This window comes from Bacillus xiamenensis, from assembly GCF_000300535.1.
Taxonomy (GTDB): Bacteria; Bacillota; Bacilli; order Bacillales; family Bacillaceae; genus Bacillus; species Bacillus xiamenensis.
This window is the reverse complement of sequence record NZ_AMSH01000001.1, coordinates 169,885-185,671: the sequence shown is the minus strand read 5'-3', so window position 1 is coordinate 185,671 and position 15,787 is coordinate 169,885. Positions and strand designations below refer to the sequence as shown.

Sequence of the window (15,787 nt, the reverse complement as noted above, 5' to 3'; positions counted from 1 at the left end):
ACTATGTATTGGAGGTGCAACATTTATGTATGCGACAATCGAATCTGTGGAGCTCCAAGAGCAAGCAAATCAATTGGCTGCCATGATTCTTCAGTCGGAGGAGGCTGAACATTACCGCAACTGCTTTAAGCGTCTCCAGCAAGACGAAGAAGCCCAACAAATTATTGCCCATTTTACAAAAGTAAAAGAGCAATATGAGGATGTGCAGCGGTTCGGCAAATACCATCCGGACTATAGAACGATCTCAAAAGAAATGCGTGAGGTCAAAAGAAAGCTAGATCTTCACGATACAGTGGTTGATTTCAAAAAAGCAGAAACAGCGATTCAATCCATCCTAGATGAGATTAGTATTGAAATCGGTCAAGCTGTATCAGCATATATTAAAGTTCCAACAGGGAACCCATATTTTGATGGTCTATCATCATGCGGCGGTGGCTGTGGATCAGGAGGCAGCTGTGGCTGTAAAGTATCTTGACGAGACTTGAACGTCTCGTCTTTTACATAATGAACGGGAAGAATTGAAAAGCGGCAGGTGAAAAGATGGAAACCAAACGTCAAGGGATGGTTGTTTGGCTGCATTCATTGAAGCAGTCAAAAGCGCTAAGAAAATTTGGGAATGTTCACTATATTTCAAGGAAAATGAAATATGCAGTGATTTATTGTGATATGAATGATCTCGAGCGCCACATGGCAAAGCTCAGTTCATTGCCATTTGTGAAACGTGTTGAGCCTTCATATAAACCTTTTATTAAATTAGAGTACGAATCCAAATTGGACAAAGCAAAAGAGTATGATTATAAGGTGGGCTTTTAAAGACACAAAAAAATCCCCGCGGCATCACCCGCGGGGTCCTTCTATTCTTAATGATTCATTAAGGAGAAGGCAAAGGGAGAGGAGAAACCGGAGGAAGAACTTATGGGGAAACGTAAGTCTTCTCCGCGGTTGGCAACAGCACCACATCAGATGCTGTTACAAGTAGTATGACCCTGCGTCCTCTCATATATACATAGAAAATGAATGGAATTCCGTGCATTGTCCCATGTGGAGTGGATGTGGTAAGATAATGTTGAATTTTTGTCATGAGACAATAACCAATAGATGTAAGTAGAAAAAGTGGTGGGAAAATGAGAGTCATCTCTGGAACGAGAAAAGGCCGCTCGCTTAAAGCGGTACCAGGTCAATCAACAAGACCGACAACAGATAAAGTCAAAGAATCCATTTTTAATATGATTGGTCCTTATTTTGATGGCGGATGGGCCCTTGATTTATTTGCTGGAAGCGGTGGTTTAGGAATTGAAGCGCTTTCCAGAGGATTCGATCATTGTATATTTGTTGATCGAGATATGAAGGCGATTCAGACGATTAAAGGTAATCTGAATCAATTGTCGCTGATGGATCAAAGTGAAGTATTTCGAAATGATGCAAACCGTGCACTCGCAGCTGTAGTGAAACGAGAAGAATCCTTTCAAGCCATCTTTCTTGATCCGCCGTATAAAGATCAAAAGCTCAAAGCACTTCTTGATATGATTGATGAACATTCCCTATTAGCGGATGATGGCGTCATTGTGTGTGAGCACGATAAAGACGTTACGCTGCCAGAGGAAGCTGGACAACTTCACATCACAAGACAGGAACTGTACGGATTGACTGGCATTACGATCTATAGAAAGCGGGGAAATTAAAGCAATGGGGAATATAGCTGTTTGTCCGGGTAGCTTCGATCCAGTCACATTGGGCCATTTGGATATTATCAAAAGAGGGGCAAAGATCTTTGATGAAGTGTATGTATGCGTCCTGAACAACTCATCAAAAAAACCGTTATTTACGGTTGAAGAACGGTGTGAGCTTATTCGCCAAGCGACAAAGGATCTGCCAAATATCAAAGTAGAATCCTTTCATGGGCTACTTGTCGATTATGCGGAACAGAAAGAAGCCAAAGTCATCTTACGCGGACTCAGAGCGGTGACGGACTTTGAATATGAGATGCAAGGTACATCAATGAATAAAGTGTTAAATGATGACATTGAAACGTTTTTCATGATGACGAATAATCAATACTCCTTCTTAAGCTCAAGCATTGTCAAAGAAGTAGCGAAATATCATGGATCAGTCAAAGAGCTTGTACCAAAAGAGGTAGAAGCCGCGCTGAAAGAAAAATTTAATGGATGAGTGCACACTGCACTCATCCATTTTTTAGTTTTTGATAATATAAAGCAATATACACGATCAAGCTGACCAACGTGATAAGAGGGCCGGCTGCCACAAGCTGATTCCACAGCGTACTGCTGAATATGACGACTTGCTGGCCTGCTTCAGAGGCTGCTGCTGGAAGAGCCATGTCTGATCGAGATACATAAAGTGGTTTGAATAATAAGAAGGCGAAGACAGCCGCATACATTCCATGGAGCAATCGGGCGAAGAAAAAAGGTTTGAAACGTATATCAGTTGCCGCCAAAATGCCTGCTACCTGAGCTTGAACAGAGAACCCGCTGAATCCTAAAATAAAGCTGACCACAATGGTTTTAGCGAGAAGAGTGACTTCCTGTGAACCCGTCAGCTGACTTCCTAAAGTGATCTCAAATAAACCTGCAATCATAGCAAGATTTAATTCTGGCGGAAGGTGCATCGTTTGCAGCATATAACCGATGCCCACGGAGAGAAGGTCGGTCACATGAACAACTGCCAGCATTTTGCTAAAGACGGAAAATAAAATAATAAAGCCGCCAATCATAAAGAGTGTTTGAACGGACGACATGACAGCATCGCTTAAAATTTGGCCAAGCGGTCTTTTCTCTGCGAGTCTTGCTGTATGAAGCGCACTGAATGCCTCTTTTATTGGTGGGAATAAACATCCTTTCCGGCTTCTAAGGTGTGCATCGTGCCGCGCTTTATATCCCCGCATCGTCACACCGACCGCTAGATTCCCTAAATAATGTGCACAGGCTAAGACAATGCCTAAAGCAGGGTGATGAAAAAAACCAACCGCCACCGCTCCAAAAATAAACAATGGATTCGAAGAATTTGTAAATGAAACAAGGCGCTCTGCTTCAATTCTCGTCAATTGTCCTTCCTGCCTGAGCCGCGTCGTCAATTTAGCGCCAGAAGGAAAGCCTGAGGCCATCCCCATCGCTAGGACAAACCCGCCTACACCTGGCACTCGAAAGATGGGGCGCATAAATGGTTCTAATAATACCCCGACAAATCTAACAATCCCGAAGCTAATTAATAACTCGGACAAAATAAAAAAAGGAAGCAACGATGGAAATACAACCTCCCACCACATTGCAAGTCCATTTTTCGACGCTTGCAAAGAGGCTTGTGGGTGTGTAATCACAGTGGCTGTTAAAAAGATAAAAAAAGCAGCGATGAACAGTGTGTTCCATTTTTTCATGGAGGTTTCGCCCCTTGCCGTTATAATCTATTGGCGAGCTCGTGATCAAAGAAAAAGAGAAACTAGCCGAGCCTGTCTTCTATTACTATACGAGTAGAAGGGGCATGTTTAGACCTATAGATTCGTATATATGCATAGAAAGAGGAGGGTGGATTTACATGAAGCGACCGACCATCGGGCTTGCGCTGGGCTCCGGGGGTGCCAGGGGGCTGGCGCATATCGGAGTTTTATCTAGTCTTGAGAAACAAGGAATTCAGGTGGATATGATCGCCGGAAGCAGTATTGGCGCACTTGTTGGAAGCTTTTATGCGGCAGGACAAGACGTAGAAAAAATGAAAAAACTTGCACTTGTCTTCAGAAGAAAGTATTATGCTGACTATACACTGCCAAAAATCGGTCTTTTAAAAGGAAATCGAATTTTGCAGTTGATCCACACGTTTACATATGGGAAAAAAATCGAGGAATTGCGAATGCCTCTTGCGATTGTCGCCTGTGACCTCGGGACAGGGGAGAAGGTTGTGTTCAAAGAAGGGTCTGTCTCACAAGCAGTCAGAGCAAGCATTAGCATTCCAGGTGTGTTTGTTCCGCATGAAATAGGCGGCAGACAATTGGTAGATGGAGCGGTAGTTGACCGCATTCCTGTTTCTGTTTTAAAAGAGATGGGGGCAGACCTCGTTATCGCCTCTGATGTATCAAGGGTGAAAAAAACAGAAAAGGCGACGAGATTATCGGATGTCATTATGCAAAGCTTGGACATCCTTCAAAATGAATTGGTTCGTCACCAAACCATTCACGCAGATCTCATGATCCGGCCGAAGCTTGAAACATTTAGCTCTAGTGCGTTTACACAGGTGCAAGAGATGATTGAAGCAGGTGAGCTCGCCGCAGATCAACTAAAAGGTAAACTGAAAGATGTCATTGATAAATGGGAGTGTTAATCGAATGAAAAAATTGAATATTCGCTGGCTCAGCTTTTTTGTGGTTGTTCTTGTATTATTTGGTTTAACCTTTGTCAAACTGCCGTACTATATCACAAAGCCAGGTGATGCAACAGAGATTGCTCCGCATATTCAAGTGGACGGAGGATATAGCGAGAAGGGCAGCTTCTCTCTTATGACCATTAAAGTAGGTCCAGCAAATCCATATACGTATTTGCTTGCAAAAATGAACAAGTATGACGAGATCGTCCCAGAAGAAAACATTAAAGCGGACGGAGAGTCAGATGAGGATTATATGAAACGACAGCTTCAGCTGATGAAAAGCTCTCAAGAAAACGCGATGATTGCAGCTTATACAAAAGCAGGGAAAAAAGTGGACTATACGTTTAACGGGGTGTATGCGAGCTATGTGATGAAAGGGATGCCTGCATATGGCAAGATTCAAGTTGGCGACAAGATCAAAAGCGTCGATGATCAAACGTATGATTCTGCAGATAAAATGGTTTCATATATCAGCAGTAAAAAAGCAGGCACAACGGTCCGTTTTGTACTCGAACGAAATGGCAAAGAAATCACACAGAAAATAACGTTGAAACGATTTAAAGAAGACCCAAAACGAGTTGGAATTGGTGTATCACTATTTACAGACCGTCATGTGAAAGTGTCACCCTCTGTGAAGGTGGACATCGAAAACATTGGCGGTCCATCGGCAGGTTTAATGATGTCACTTGAAATATATAACCAGCTGACAAAAGAAGACGAAACACATGGCTATGCGATAGCGGGAACTGGAACGATTGACGCCGATGGTACAGTCGGACCGATTGGCGGGATTGATCAAAAAGTCGTAGCAGCCGATAAAGCAGGGAAAGACATCTTCTTTGCACCAAACGAGAAAGGTGATCCAAACTCTGACTATAAAAATGCCGTCAAAACAGCAAAAGAGATTAAAAGTGATATGAAAATCGTTCCGGTCGATACTATGCAGGATGCACTGGACTATTTAAACACATTAAAAGAAAAAGCATCATAAAAAAAGAGCGTCCCCAAGGGCTGCTCTAAAATTGTTGACAAAGGGCTAAAATGATCTTTATTTTAGCCCTTTGTCTTCTTTTCTATCGAGATTGAAACAGACCGCTTTCTTCGTCATATCGAATGGGTGATGTTTTAAACTCTGCTGACGCTAATTCCGTTTGCATTGGTTCACTGATGGGAAGGCTGAAGACGCGGGAAGCACGAATATCAAGATGAAGTGCGGGATGTGAAAAAGAAGACAATTTACTCACAAGCGGTACGTCCAACTCTTTTTTCACAAGAGACAAATATTGCTGCCCTTTCTTTGACATACCGAGTAAACGAATATAAGGCGCTTTTTTCTCCTCCAGCAGCTGATGCATCGTCTTTTTCTTCACGTTCATTAACAGATGTGTATTCATCCGCTGTAACCTAGTCCACGTATATCGTTTTGTTTTCACAAGTGATAGATATTCCTCATAGGAGGACGCATGTGTGATCGCCTTTTGCATGCGGTGCTCAATGCCTTCTTCAATTTCATAGATGTCCTCTAGTTCACTCGTATCCATTGTATAAAAGACATGTTTTAAGAAACGAAAATAGGCTTCTTGCGTATGTAAAAGACCGTATGAAGCATGATAGTCGTGTAATTGCTTTAAAGTAGGGTTCGGGAGATAAGGCATGACCGCTTCAAATGAACCTTGTTCTTTTAAGGCTTTTCGAATACTTGTTGCGCTTGCGATTTTCTGGTTTTCAGGCAGCTCTTCATCATGGTAATCAGATGCAATTCTTTGAGAGGTGTAAGGCTGCATGTGAGGGGATCTCTCTAAGATGGCTTTTACATAATGAAAGCCTAGAATATTATTTGGTTTAGACAAATCCAGTAAGAGACATGAATCAATGGCTTCTTGAAACGCACCGGCTGCTGCTGCCGGATAACTAAGACCTTCTTTCACCTTTTCTTTTGTTAAAAGGTCGATTTCTTCCTTTTTCTCATGCCAAGCGTGTGCTGTGCGCTCAAATGCTTTGATATCTCCATCCTCACTCCCAAAAAAAAGAGATCGGCATTTTAAAGCATCTAGGATGGATACAGCGCCATTTGCAAAGGTTTCTGCCTTTTGTACGGCATAGATATATGGAAGCTCACACACAATGTCCACACCGTTTTCTAGGGCCATTTTTGTGCGTGCCCATTTTGAGACGATGGCAGGCTCCCCGCGCTGGAGGAACGAACCGCTCATAACGGCAATGGCAACATCTGAGGAGGTTTGTTTTTTCGCCTGGCGAACATGATAGGCATGTCCATAATGAAATGGATTGTACTCGACAATGACTCCTACTGCTTTCAATAGATGTTCCGCCTTTCTTGCTTGGTTAAATGGTCTATGCTACAGTAGCATAAGGGAAAAATGAAGCCCATTTTTTTCAGTGTAGGCATTCTAGGAACTGATGTCAAACAACCCTCTGACATCATAAAGGACTGTAAAGAAAAAATATTGACAAATAGCATGATGAAAGCTATAATCATGTTTGTTGCTCTTAGAGGTGATACAATTGAAATGGACAGTTTATCAGTTACATCAAAAAGCTAAAAACAGCTTCGATTTTCATGAGACGGTTGACTTAAATGAACTTACTAGCCTTCATTCAGATATACGTCGTATTTCACCAATAGAGGTGAAAGGGACTGGAGTGATCGAATCAAAGCAAGTCGCATTTGATTTAACCATCACAGGTGAAATGACATTGCCTTGTTCAAGAACGCTTGTTGATGTAAATTATCCATTTGCGATTTCAACAAAAGAACTATTTGTACTTCATAAGACAGACGATATAGAAGATGAAGATGTGTCCGTTGTTGAGGACGATATCATTGACTTAACGCCTATAGTCAAGGAAGAAATCCTTCTGGAAGTGCCGATGCAAATCTTTTGCGACCAAACAGACGCAAAAGGTGCTGCGCCACAGGAAGGGAATGACTGGGCGGTCATTTCGGAAGATGCACATCAAAACCGAATTGATCCTCGTCTGGAAGGCTTGAAGAAGCTCTTAGAAGAAAATAATGAATCTTAACTCTTTAAGGAGGTGGGAATAATGGCTGTACCTTTTAGAAGAACTTCTAAAATGAAAAAAAGATTGCGTCGTACGCATTTCAAACTACAAGTACCTGGTATGGTAGCTTGCCCAGAATGCGGTGAAATGAAAATTTCTCATCGTGTCTGCAAATCTTGCGGAACATACAAAGGCAAAGACGTAAAAAGCAACTAATTCATAAAAAAAGCGTGAGGGAATCTTCCCTTGCGTTTTTTTTATTTTGTCTATTTTTTAGCTTTTCTCTCCTGCAAATAGTCTACCTACTCTAGTAAGCGCATATGATATGGTATTCAGATTCAGGGGGGATGATCAATTGACGATTACAAGACAGGACGCATGGACACAAGATGAAGATTTGCTTTTAGCAGAAGTTGTCTTAAGGCATATCCGAGATGGCGGGACCCAGCTTTCCGCATTTGAAGAGGTTGGGAAAGCATTGTCAAGAACAGCGGCAGCGTGTGGATTCAGGTGGAACTCTTACGTCAGAAAGCAGTATCAGGCAGGCATTGAGCTTGCGAAAAAGCAGCGCAAAGAACTGCGTAAAAAGATTGGAATTCATTCCTCAGGCATACCGCAGCATGCGATCACGATAGAGGAGAAAGCTTCTTCTGATCAGACTGAATTGACGCTTCGAGAGGTGATTCAGTTTTTAGAGCAGCTTGAGAAAGAACCGGCGGGTCCCGCTTATTTACGCGAAGAACTTAAGGAGGCACAACATCAATTAAAGTCGCTCACCGAAGAAAATGAACAATTGAAGCGGCAATTGAAAATGACAGAGGAAGATTACAGGGCACTCATAGGAATTGTTGAAAGAGTCAAACAGAATATCAGCTTAAAAGACTACGCCAAATAGAAAAACGCCCCTCATAGATAAAAGGAGGGGCGTTTTGTCATCAATCATTAAGCGGATTCACCTGTATTCTTTCGGATATGTGCGGGTTCCCAAATGAGTGGATTTTCCCCTTTATCGCGTTCCATATCATATTTCACTGCTTCAAAGCCCATTTTTTCCCAAAAACCAGCAGATTTGACACGTGGATTCGTTCGAATCGGAAGTCCGAAAGATTTTGCGAACTCAACAAGTGCTTCTCCGTACCCTTTGCGCTGATACCCTGGCAGCACTTCTAGCTTCCACAGCTCTAAATAATCATGATTATGGTCAAAATACGTATTCGTCGAGCCATCCACTTGATAGAGGCTCATACGTGCCACAAGCTTATCTCCAAAGTAAATTCCGTAAAATGGAGAATTGCTGTCATTTTCAATCATATTACTTTCAAGGTCTTCAAGCATTGAAAGTTCTTGTATGCCATATTCCTTAAATTGTTTAAATTCCTCTAACGTTTTGTAGTTAATTAGAAGGCGTTTCACTTGTGTCATACGATCTTCCCCCTTACACACATAATGTCGACAGTGATGTCATTGAAGGCGTTTTCATCCCATCCGCCTAAAAAGTTTTTACACTTATTATTATAGTTTTTAAATTAAAAAAATTCAATCATGGCGCGTCACCGGTTTTTTGCATCGAGACACGAAACTGGTAAAATAGCTGATATGATGAAGTAAATAGAAAAGGGAAGTGCGGCAGTTGAAAATTGGAATCATTGGCGGCGGTGCGATTGGTCTGCTTTGTGCCAGTTATTTATCACAGCATCATGAGATCACTCTCTTTACAAGAAGAAAAGAACAGGCAGAAGAAATTCGAGCATTAGGCATTGAACGAATGACGGGACGAGAAACATGTAAGACAGTTGTTGATGCACAGACAGGGGTAAAAGGACTGTTTGATTTACTCATTGTGACGGTGAAATATCATCAGTTGCAAGGTGTGCTGGATGAACTATCGGCACTGCCTCGCCAAAAGATCTTATTTTTGCAGAACGGAATGGCCCACCTAATGGATTTAAAGAAATGGAACACGCCACATCCGTTATATATTGGTGTGGTAGAGCACGGTGCGATGAAGGTGTCAGATCACGCAGTGAACCATACAGGCATTGGTGTCATAAAGTGGGGGGCATTTCTTCATGAGGATATAGCAGAGATGAGTGATGAGCTGAAGAAGACAGCTGCTCATTTTCAGATGATCTATACAGATGAATGGAAAAAGGTGCTGGAGGAAAAACTGCTTGTCAATGTTTGCATTAATCCGCTGACGGCTTTATTACATGTGAAAAACGGGGAGCTTATGTCCAACCCTTCATATGAACACATGATGAAATGCGCATTTGAAGAAGCGGTTTCCATTCTAGGCTTGTCTGAAAAAGAGCGGCTCTGGGCTCATGTGATGTCTATTTGTCATCAAACGGCCGGCAATCAATCGTCGATGCTTCAAGATATCGTCAAAGGCCGCCAAACCGAACGAGAAGCGATCGTTGGCTATCTTTTAAAAAATGCTCAAGCTCAAGAGATGGCGGCGCCATATCTCACTTTCTTCAATAGAAGCTTGGAAGTATTGGAAAAAAAGCAAACAAAATCTTTTGAGTGAGCTCATTTACATGCTATACTTTTTTCGGTAAACTAACTATTTATTGTAGAAAGGAAGTTCTAAACATGCAATTGACTGAACTTTCCATCCGAAGTCAGAATTTATTCATACGTGATTATATAGAAGAAAAAAAAGAGATGACTGCTTTTTTTGATTATGATATACATTCTGAGCACACATGGAAAAAAAGATACGACGATCTCATGGAAAGGAGCTTCCCGCGCGAGGCTTTAGCTGATTATATGAGCGCATATCACGCGAAGTTTGAATCGGCAGCGATGCGTCAGAACATTGAGAAGATCCGTGATGAACGGAGTGTCATGGTGGTTGGAGGGCAGCAGGCAGGCCTATTAACAGGTCCGCTTTATACCATACATAAGATGATATCCATTATTCAGTTTGCAAAAGAAAAAGAATCAGAGCTTGGTGTTCCTGTGATTCCGGTCTTTTGGGTCGCTGGTGAAGATCATGATGTCGATGAAATTAATTTTGTGTACACGTCTGGCGAAAAAGGTCCAGTCAAACACAAGCTGCCTTTACATAACGTCAAAAAATCGGCTGCGAAAAGAACATCTCTCCATCAAGAGAAAACAGAGAAGTGGCTTCGAGATGTATTTTCAACCTATGAGGAATCTGCTTACACAAACGATTTGTTTGATCAACTTCTTCGATGTTTACGCAAATCAGACACATTTACGGATTTCTTTGAATGGATTATTTGCGACCTGTTTGAAGAAGACGGGCTGCTGTTATTGAATTCAGGAGACTTCGGCGTCAAACCGCTTGAGCGTTCGTTATTCAAACAAATAATTGAGTCAAGTGATGCGATCACAACGCGTTTAAATGAAACGCAGGCTGCTATGAAGCAAGCTGGGTATCAGCCGATTATTGAAGCGGGTGACCACCAGGCCAACCTGTTTTACGAATACGATGAGGAGCGTTTCCTAATTGAAAAAGAGCAGCACCAGTTTTCTGTACCTGAAGTGGGCCTTACTTGGACAAAAGATGAGCTTTTGCAGGAAGTGGAGGAGCACCCAGAACGGTTCAGCAATAATGTGGTGACACGTCCATTGATGCAGGAAACCCTTCTTCCAACCCTTGCTTTTATGGCTGGACATGGTGAAGTGAACTATTGGGGTGAGCTGAAAGGAATCTTTGAGCACTTTGACATCAAAATGGCACCTGTTCTTCCGAGGCTGCACGTCACCATTCTCGAAAGGCACATTGACAAGAAGCTGCCGGTAAGAGAATTGTCGGTAGAAGAAGTGCTGACAAATGGTGTGAAAGAAAAGAAGGATGCACACTTTCAGCAAAGTCTTCCAGACAGCTTTGTTCAATCGGTTGATCACGCCAAACGTGAATTAGCGAATGTTCATGAGGCAATCAGACAAGAAGCACTAAAGATTGAACCGAGCTTTGAACAGTTGCTAGATAAAAATGCCAAATTTATTGAAGACCAGCTTCAGTTTGTTTATCAAAAGGTGGCGAAGCGTGTGGAAGAGAAGGAAGGATACATCCTTCGCGACTTTGAACGGATTGAAAATAGTTTAAAACCACTTAATGCACCACAAGAAAGAATTTGGAATATCATGTACTTTTTAAACAAATATGGTCCGGAATTCTTCAAAAAGTTCAAAAATATGCCATTTTCATTTCAAAACAAGCAGCAAATTGTCAAACTTTGAAATAAAGTTTTAATGAACCCTGACTAGTTCAGGGTTTTTTTTTATGTAGAAACAGTGTAAAATAGGTTTTGTGGAGAGAAGTGGTGGATAGTGGAGAGTAAGGGTGAGAAAGTGGGGCCTGATTGTCATGTTCATGGGTGAATACCAACATACGATTGATACAAAAGGGCGCATGATCATCCCTGCTAAATTTAGAGACGGTCTCGGAGAACAGTTTGTGCTCACGAGAGGGCTTGATCAATGTTTATTTGGCTACCCTATGAGTGAGTGGAAACAAATTGAAGAGAAACTCAAAGCACTACCGCTGACGAAAAAAGATGCACGTGCGTTTACCCGGTTTTTCTTTTCTGGCGCAGTCGAATGTGAGCTGGACAAGCAGGGGCGCATTAACATCGCTTCTAACCTACTCCAATATGCAAAACTCGAAAAAGAATGTGTGGTCATCGGCGTTTCAAATCGAATTGAGTTGTGGAGTAAGTCGATCTGGGAACAATATACAGAAGAGCAAGAAGATTCTTTTGCTGAAATTGCTGAAAACATGATTGGATTTGATATATAATAATCCCTTGTGCAGCAAGCTTTCTACACATTCATTTCTATTTGAAAAAGGTGGGACCATAACATCATGTTTCAACATGAGACAGTATTATTAAAAGAAACAGTAGACGGTTTAAACGTCAAAGAAGACGGTACATATGTGGACTGCACGCTAGGCGGCGCAGGTCATAGCTCATATTTACTATCTCAATTATCAGAAAAAGGTACATTAATTGGATTTGACCAAGACGATGCTGCACTGGATCATGCACGAAAGAAGCTCGCGGATGCAAAAGCGAACATTCTTTTTATAAAAAGCAACTTCCGATATTTAAAAGAACGTCTGAATGAACAAGGCATTACAAGCGTAGACGGTGTGATTTTTGATCTTGGGGTTTCATCTCCTCAGCTCGACACACCAGAAAGAGGCTTTAGTTATCACCATGATGCACCTCTTGACATGCGAATGGATCAAACCGCTGCTTTGTCGGCAAAACAAGTGGTGAATGAATGGCCATTTGAAGATCTAGTTCGGATTTTCTACAAATATGGGGAAGAAAAATTCAGCAAGCAAATCGCACGCAAAATTGAAGAAGCCAGAAAAAAAGCGCCAATTGAAACAACGGGTGAGCTTGTCGACATTATCAAAGAAGGAATTCCCGCACCTGCAAGGCGAACTGGCGGACATCCAGCGAAAAGGGTGTTTCAAGCGATCCGAATTGCCGTAAATGACGAATTGAAAGTATTTGAAGAAGCACTAGAACAAGCAATAGAGTTACTCAATCCGAAGGGGAGAATTTCTGTTATTACATTCCATTCACTTGAAGACCGGATTTGTAAAAGTACATTTAAAGAAATGTCTTCTCTTCCAGAACTACCGCACGGACTACCAGTGATTCCAGAAGGACTTGAACCAAAACTGAAGCTGATCACGAGAAAACCAATCGTTGCATCAGAACAAGAGCTGGAAAATAACAACCGTGCCCGTTCAGCGAAGCTCCGAATTGCAGAAAAAAAGTAATTGACACCATAGATGATGATAAAAAGGAGGTTTCTTATGAGTAATTTGGCTTATCAAAGAGAGATAAAGCAACATCAAACAGAGCGGCAAGGCCAATCGGTTGTCATTAGAAGAAGAGGTTCTATTACACTTGGTGAAAAAATCTTACTTGTCATGTTTGTCATGGCTCTTATGTGCAGCTCCATCCTTATCATTTCTAAAGCCTTTGCTGTCTATCAAGCAAATATCGAAGTACAGAAATTAGAACAGCAAGTGTCTTTAGAATCGAAAAAAATCACTGAGCTACAAAAGCAAAAAGATTTACTAAGTGAACCAGAAAGAATCATTGAAGCCGCTAAAAAAGCAGGCTTAAGTATATCGAAAGATGTGAAGAAGGTCGATTAACATGGCGATGCCTAAAAAGAATAAAATGATGAACAGAGGCGCGGCAATTGCGAGTATTTGCTTCGCCCTGTTTTTCTTTATCATCCTTGCACGTTTTATTTATATTCAGGTTACTGGAACAGTAGATGGACAAGTGTTAGCCGCAAAAGCAAATGAACAATATCAATCGAAGAAAACACTTGAAGCCAAAAGAGGGTCCATTTTAGATCGAAATGGAAATGTGATTGCAGAGGACACATCTGTTTATAAGCTCATTGCAATCCTGAGCAAGAAAATGACAGTCGATCTCAAGCATCCGATGCATGTCGTTGACAAAGAAAAGACAGCAAAAGAGCTGTCAAAAGTCATTGATATGAGCGAAAGTGAAATTTTAAAGCGCTTGAATACAAAGGGCGCGTTCCAAGTCGAGTTTGGTAAAGCCGGAAAGGATATTAGCTTTTCAACAAAGGAAAAAATTGAAAAGCTAAAGCTTCCTGGAATCGCATTTGAAAAGGACACGAAGCGCTATTATCCAAACGGCATGTTTGCTTCGAACTTAATTGGTTATGCCAGATTAGATGAAGCAACCAAGGATATGTCAGGTGCGATGGGTCTTGAAAAGGCTCTGAATAAATATTTGAAAGAAAAAGACGGCTATGTGACGTATAACAGTGACAGAAGCGGATGGGCGCTTCCGAATAGCAAAGAAGACATTGTCGCCCCGAAAGACGGGAAAAACGTCACGCTGACCATCGATCAAAAAATTCAGGCATTTCTTGAAGAAAGTATGACGCAGGTCGCTAAAAAATATAAGCCGAAGAAAATCATTGCGACAGTCGTTGATCCGAAAACAGGAAAAGTTCTCGCGATGGGACAGCGCCCAAGCTTTAATTTAAATGAACTGGACATTACGAATTATAACAATGATGTCATTTCATATGCATTTGAACCAGGTTCAACGATGAAAATCTTTACACTTGCTGCTGCGATTGAGGAAGGAGTATATCAAGGCAGTGAAAAGTATCAATCGGGAACTTATAAAGTAGGCGGCGGTCTTGTAAGAGACCATAACAACGGAAATGGCTGGGGGAAAATTGATTTTCATGAAGGTGTTCTTCGTTCTTCAAACGTTGCCTTTGCGAAACTGGCAAAGGAGAAGCTTGGCTTCACGAGGTACGAACAATACTTGCAAAAATTCCATTTCTATGACAAAACGGGAATAGACTTGCCGAACGAAGCGTCTAGTAAAATCAATTTTAGATACGAATATGACAAAGCATCGACGGCTTATGGTCAAGCGTCTGCGATTACACCAATTCAGCAAATTGAAGCGGCGACAGCGATTGCAAACGGCGGAACGATGATGAAGCCATATGTCATTGATCATATTACAGACCCGAACACAAACAAAACGATTTTACAGCACGAACCAACAGTAGCAGGAAAACCGATTTCCTCTCAGACAGCCAAACAAGTTCGTGACATTTTAGGTGAGGTTGTTTCTTCGAAAATTGGGACAGGTCAGCCATATCAAATCAAAGGCTTTGACGTCGCCGGAAAAACAGGAACAGGACAAATTGGCGGTGCCGGCGGTTACCTCAAAGGCCGAAATGATTACGTCTATTCGTTTATGGGAATGGCACCAAAAGATGATCCGAAGCTGCTTGTTTATGTGGCAGTACAGCAGCCTCAGCTATCTGAAACGCAAACAGGCTCTGCCCCTGTTTCGGAAATCTTCAACCCTGTAATGAAAAATAGTTTGCTCTATTTAAATATCGCACCAACAAAAACAGACGATAAAAAATCAAGCAAACAAAAAGTAAAACAAGAAACAATGCCTTCATTCCTAGATTTAGAAGTGAAGCAGGCAGAAACCGAAGCCAAAAACAAAAACTTAACGCCTGTTGTCATCGGTGATGGTCTATCCATTAAACGCCAGTGGCCGAATGCAGGCTCTGAATTCTCTGAAAGCCAGAAAGTCTTTTTGAAAACAGCAGGAAAAACCATTAAAATGCCTGATATGACGGGCTGGTCAAGAAGGGAAGTACTGCAATATGCGTCCATTTCTGGTGTGCATATTGAAACAAGCGGACAAGGATATGCTGTCAAACAAAGCGTCAAGAGTGGAGCGGAGATTTCAGATCAAGTCGTCACCGTGACATTTAAAAGTCCAAATTAACGGAACAACCTAGCAAATCATTTGCTAGGTTTTCTTTTATTCCAGCAAATGGGACGAGATCGTTCTACAAAAAGGCG

At 41.7% G+C, this 15,787-nt stretch carries 18 protein-coding genes; 15 read left to right on the top strand and 3 right to left on the bottom strand.

Going from position 1 to position 15,787, the window contains the following annotated elements; translation table 11 throughout:
• Positions 1-25 precede the first annotated feature (25 nt).
• The 4 genes from ricF (at position 26) to coaD (ending at position 2,169) form a co-directional block, all read left to right on the top strand.
• Entirely contained in the window at positions 26-475 is a 450-nt protein-coding gene (ricF, locus tag BA1_RS00920; RefSeq protein WP_008354717.1) for a regulatory iron-sulfur-containing complex subunit RicF, read from the top strand.
• Between the two features lie 65 nt (positions 476-540).
• Positions 541-813: a YlbG family protein gene (locus tag BA1_RS00915; protein ID WP_003212137.1), complete on the top strand. Its 273-nt coding sequence runs from the start codon at positions 541-543 to the stop codon at positions 811-813.
• Between the two features lie 281 nt (positions 814-1,094).
• Positions 1,095-1,682, top strand: coding sequence for a 16S rRNA (guanine(966)-N(2))-methyltransferase RsmD (rsmD, locus tag BA1_RS00910; RefSeq protein ID WP_412096186.1), 588 nt, complete (start codon positions 1,095-1,097; stop codon positions 1,680-1,682).
• Positions 1,683-1,686: 4 nt separating this feature from the next.
• Positions 1,687-2,169 (top strand): pantetheine-phosphate adenylyltransferase, encoded by a 483-nt coding sequence (gene coaD, locus BA1_RS00905; RefSeq protein ID WP_008354711.1) that lies wholly within the window; start codon positions 1,687-1,689, stop codon positions 2,167-2,169.
• Positions 2,170-2,182: 13 nt separating this feature from the next.
• Here coaD and ylbJ read toward each other — a convergent pair whose 3' ends face one another.
• Positions 2,183-3,391, bottom strand: coding sequence for a sporulation integral membrane protein YlbJ (gene ylbJ, locus BA1_RS00900; RefSeq protein ID WP_008354710.1), 1,209 nt, complete (start codon positions 3,389-3,391; stop codon positions 2,183-2,185).
• A gap of 158 nt (positions 3,392-3,549) precedes the next feature.
• Here ylbJ and BA1_RS00895 point away from each other — a divergent pair, with 158 nt between their 5' ends.
• Positions 3,550-4,329 carry a patatin-like phospholipase family protein gene (locus BA1_RS00895; RefSeq protein ID WP_008354707.1) on the top strand — a complete coding sequence of 260 codons (780 nt, stop codon included), beginning with the start codon at positions 3,550-3,552 and terminating at the stop codon, positions 4,327-4,329.
• Positions 4,330-4,333: 4 nt separating this feature from the next.
• Positions 4,334-5,362, top strand: a complete 1,029-nt coding sequence (locus tag BA1_RS00890) for a SepM family pheromone-processing serine protease (protein WP_008354706.1) — start codon at positions 4,334-4,336, stop codon at positions 5,360-5,362.
• A gap of 82 nt (positions 5,363-5,444) precedes the next feature.
• Here the strand turns inward: BA1_RS00890 and BA1_RS00885 are convergent, their stop codons facing one another.
• A complete protein-coding gene (locus BA1_RS00885; RefSeq protein WP_008354704.1) occupies positions 5,445-6,692 on the bottom strand; it encodes a nucleotidyltransferase in 1,248 nt (415 codons plus the stop codon).
• Positions 6,693-6,897: 205 nt separating this feature from the next.
• Here BA1_RS00885 and BA1_RS00880 point away from each other — a divergent pair, with 205 nt between their 5' ends.
• From BA1_RS00880 to gerR, 3 genes are all read left to right on the top strand, one after another.
• On the top strand, positions 6,898-7,416 hold the full coding sequence (locus BA1_RS00880; protein WP_008354703.1) for a YceD family protein: 519 nt from the start codon (positions 6,898-6,900) through the stop codon (positions 7,414-7,416).
• A 21-nt stretch (positions 7,417-7,437) separates the two neighbouring features.
• The gene (gene rpmF, locus BA1_RS00875; protein WP_008354700.1) at positions 7,438-7,611 is read left to right on the top strand and encodes a 50S ribosomal protein L32; all 174 of its coding nucleotides are present in this window, start codon (positions 7,438-7,440) and stop codon (positions 7,609-7,611) included.
• A 139-nt stretch (positions 7,612-7,750) separates the two neighbouring features.
• Positions 7,751-8,290 (top strand): sporulation-specific transcriptional regulator GerR, encoded by a 540-nt coding sequence (gene gerR, locus BA1_RS00870; protein ID WP_008354698.1) that lies wholly within the window; start codon positions 7,751-7,753, stop codon positions 8,288-8,290.
• 47 nt (positions 8,291-8,337) lie between these two features.
• On the opposite strand, the gene BA1_RS00865 is transcribed toward gerR, so the two are convergent.
• Positions 8,338-8,817 carry an N-acetyltransferase gene (locus tag BA1_RS00865; protein WP_008354696.1) on the bottom strand — a complete coding sequence of 160 codons (480 nt, stop codon included), beginning with the start codon at positions 8,815-8,817 and terminating at the stop codon, positions 8,338-8,340.
• A gap of 208 nt (positions 8,818-9,025) precedes the next feature.
• Here BA1_RS00865 and BA1_RS00860 point away from each other — a divergent pair, with 208 nt between their 5' ends.
• The 6 genes from BA1_RS00860 to BA1_RS00835 all read left to right on the top strand — a co-directional run bounded on the left by BA1_RS00860 (position 9,026) and on the right by BA1_RS00835 (position 15,710).
• On the top strand, positions 9,026-9,925 hold the full coding sequence (locus BA1_RS00860; RefSeq protein ID WP_008354694.1) for a 2-dehydropantoate 2-reductase: 900 nt from the start codon (positions 9,026-9,028) through the stop codon (positions 9,923-9,925).
• A 65-nt stretch (positions 9,926-9,990) separates the two neighbouring features.
• Positions 9,991-11,610 (top strand): bacillithiol biosynthesis cysteine-adding enzyme BshC, encoded by a 1,620-nt coding sequence (gene bshC, locus BA1_RS00855; RefSeq protein ID WP_008354693.1) that lies wholly within the window; start codon positions 9,991-9,993, stop codon positions 11,608-11,610.
• 127 nt (positions 11,611-11,737) lie between these two features.
• Positions 11,738-12,169 (top strand): division/cell wall cluster transcriptional repressor MraZ, encoded by a 432-nt coding sequence (gene mraZ / locus BA1_RS00850; RefSeq protein ID WP_008354691.1) that lies wholly within the window; start codon positions 11,738-11,740, stop codon positions 12,167-12,169.
• Positions 12,170-12,235: 66 nt separating this feature from the next.
• Positions 12,236-13,168, top strand: coding sequence for a 16S rRNA (cytosine(1402)-N(4))-methyltransferase RsmH (gene rsmH / locus BA1_RS00845; RefSeq protein WP_008354689.1), 933 nt, complete (start codon positions 12,236-12,238; stop codon positions 13,166-13,168).
• 36 nt (positions 13,169-13,204) lie between these two features.
• Positions 13,205-13,552 (top strand): cell division protein FtsL, encoded by a 348-nt coding sequence (gene ftsL, locus BA1_RS00840; RefSeq protein ID WP_008354688.1) that lies wholly within the window; start codon positions 13,205-13,207, stop codon positions 13,550-13,552.
• Positions 13,553-13,559: 7 nt separating this feature from the next.
• Entirely contained in the window at positions 13,560-15,710 is a 2,151-nt protein-coding gene (locus tag BA1_RS00835) for a penicillin-binding protein (RefSeq protein WP_008354686.1), read from the top strand.
• Positions 15,711-15,787: the final 77 nt, after the last annotated feature.